The sequence below is a fragment of the uncultured Campylobacter sp. genome (genome assembly GCF_937997465.1).
In the GTDB taxonomy this organism is placed as follows: Bacteria; Campylobacterota; Campylobacteria; order Campylobacterales; family Campylobacteraceae; genus Campylobacter_A.
Window position 1 is genome coordinate 1 of sequence record NZ_CALKTQ010000132.1, and the last position, 2,052, is coordinate 2,052.

Below are 2,052 nucleotides of genomic sequence, written 5' to 3' on the forward strand. Positions count from 1 at the left end.
TTTCGACCAATTCATAGCTAGTAGCAGTTTTAGGATTTGTACTTTCATTGTTGCTCCTTTTGGTAATAACATTATAACAAAATGGACTTTAAGCAACTTGGTAAAAATTATTTGGCAGATATCAGTTCGACAATGAGCGAGGGCTTAAATACTATGTTTTAGATTATTTTTAAAATAAGCCGCCCAAAAGACGGCTTAAATTTTATCTCTCGAAAATAAAAATTTTATTCATGCCGTCCTCTCTGGACGCGACGTAGAATTTACTCTCTTTGATAGCGAGCGCATGGGCATCGCTCGCGCCTTCAAAGCTATAAATCTCCACGATCTTTCTGCTGCGCGGATCAAGCTTTAGGATGCTTGAGTATTGCTTCGAGAGTAGATAAACAAACTCGCCGCTCGCATCCATACCCGTGATATAGTAGTCGTTTATATCCCTGCCGTCCTTTACGCCGAGAGCCTCATCGAAGCTCGGCACGAACTCGCTCGAGAGCAGATTATCGGCGTCACTAAAGCTCGCCACGCTCCAGCCTTGCTTGATGTCATCGGGCACGCTCGCGATGAAAAACTCGCCGTAAAAGTCCGAGTGATCCCAGCTTAGGATATACTGCTGTTTGGCGCGCACAGTGGAGTAGCGGTCCTTGAAATCGAGCGTGAAATTTTCGTATCCGTCGTGCAGATAGCGCCACGCTTTGTTCGCTTCCTCTTTACTTTGATTCGGTGCGGGTTTGAAAAACTCATAGGTTTTATTATAGCTCATGAGCCCTACCGAGCCTTTAAAAAAACTCGCTGCGACGGTCTCCTCCATTTGGATTATCCAATCGGGTGTGCTTCGTAGATAGTTTTTTACGGTTTTTAGCTCGCCGTCCATTTCGTAGAGCTCGAATTTTAGCGTACCGAGCAAGAAGTTTCCGCTTGCCGCGTCGTAGTCAAGCCCTGTGACTGGATTATTGTTGTTTAAATTTGGCGTTATCTCGCCGATTTTGCGTAGCGGCGTTAAATTTACCACTGCGCCATCCGCAGGATTTAGATTAAACTCGCCGCCCAGCGCCAGTACAGCGCACAAAAGGGTTAAGGTTAAAATTTTTCTCATATCGCGACCTCACTTCGGTAAATTCGGTAGTTTTGGATTCCAGCTTTCGCGAAAATCAATTTCGGTTTCTTCCCAGTGATCAAGCTCCCAAAACCACTTTGACGGATCGATGCTCATGCGCGAAGGCGTCGCGGAGGCTAGATAGGGCGGAGGGCCTGCCGTGATGAAAGCCTGGACGCAGTTAAAAGCCATGATGATAGCAAAGGCCACCACGGCTATCTTGCCTAGCGCAAATTTGGGTAAAACCGCGCCGTATGCGCCCTCTTCGCTTTTTTGCATTATTTTACCTACGTTTTTGCCTAGCAGCAAAATCACACCCAAAAATATAATGACGCAAAAATGTACCACTACGACCCAAAACTGCGTGTGTGCGCCTAAAATTTCAAGCCCGAAGCCCTGCTTGATGTCGAGGTAGCCGCCGCCCGTGCCGTCAAGGCTATAGTGTAAAAAGCCGTCGTAAAGCCCAAGGCACGCTAAAAAGATGATTGCAGCGAGGTATTTGACCTTAAAGCCGTATCTAACGATAACTAGCGCCATAAACGAGATCGCTACCATGCAAAATCTCTCATGCCAACACATAATGCAGGGACTATCGCCCATACCAAAGCCCAAAACAAGGCATGCGATACCTACCGGCAAAGCGATGAGAGCGAGCGCCGCGAGGGCAAAAAGGTTGAAAAATAGCTTCTCATCATCGCCCCAGCCCGCAGAAATTTCGGTGCTGCGGGTGAAGCTTTGAGACATTTTATCTTGCATACTTTCCATCGCTCGCTCCTAGAAATTTCCCATAGGCACGACGGCAAATTTATTTACCCATGCCATCATGATGACGAGTATCGCGACACCTGCAATACCAAAGCCCATAACCGCGCGCTTTTTCTCAGGCTTGAGCCACAGCAAAAGAGCTGCGACGAAAAACATAAGAACCATTAAAAATTCCATGTTTTCTCCTTTCTTGCTGA

At 46.8% G+C, this 2,052-nt stretch carries 3 protein-coding genes; all 3 read right to left on the reverse strand.

The features are described 5' to 3' along the window. Window positions 1-202: 202 nt before the first annotated feature. Entirely contained in the window at window positions 203-1,090 is an 888-nt protein-coding gene (locus Q0546_RS04090; RefSeq protein ID WP_297962874.1) for a hypothetical protein, read from the reverse strand. A 9-nt stretch (window positions 1,091-1,099) separates the two neighbouring features. Then, window positions 1,100-1,855, reverse strand: coding sequence for a disulfide bond formation protein B (locus Q0546_RS04095; protein ID WP_297962876.1), 756 nt, complete (start codon window positions 1,853-1,855; stop codon window positions 1,100-1,102). Window positions 1,856-1,864: 9 nt separating this feature from the next. Continuing rightward, on the reverse strand, window positions 1,865-2,052 hold a 188-nt coding region (locus Q0546_RS04100; protein WP_298790783.1), incomplete at its 5' end, for a hypothetical protein.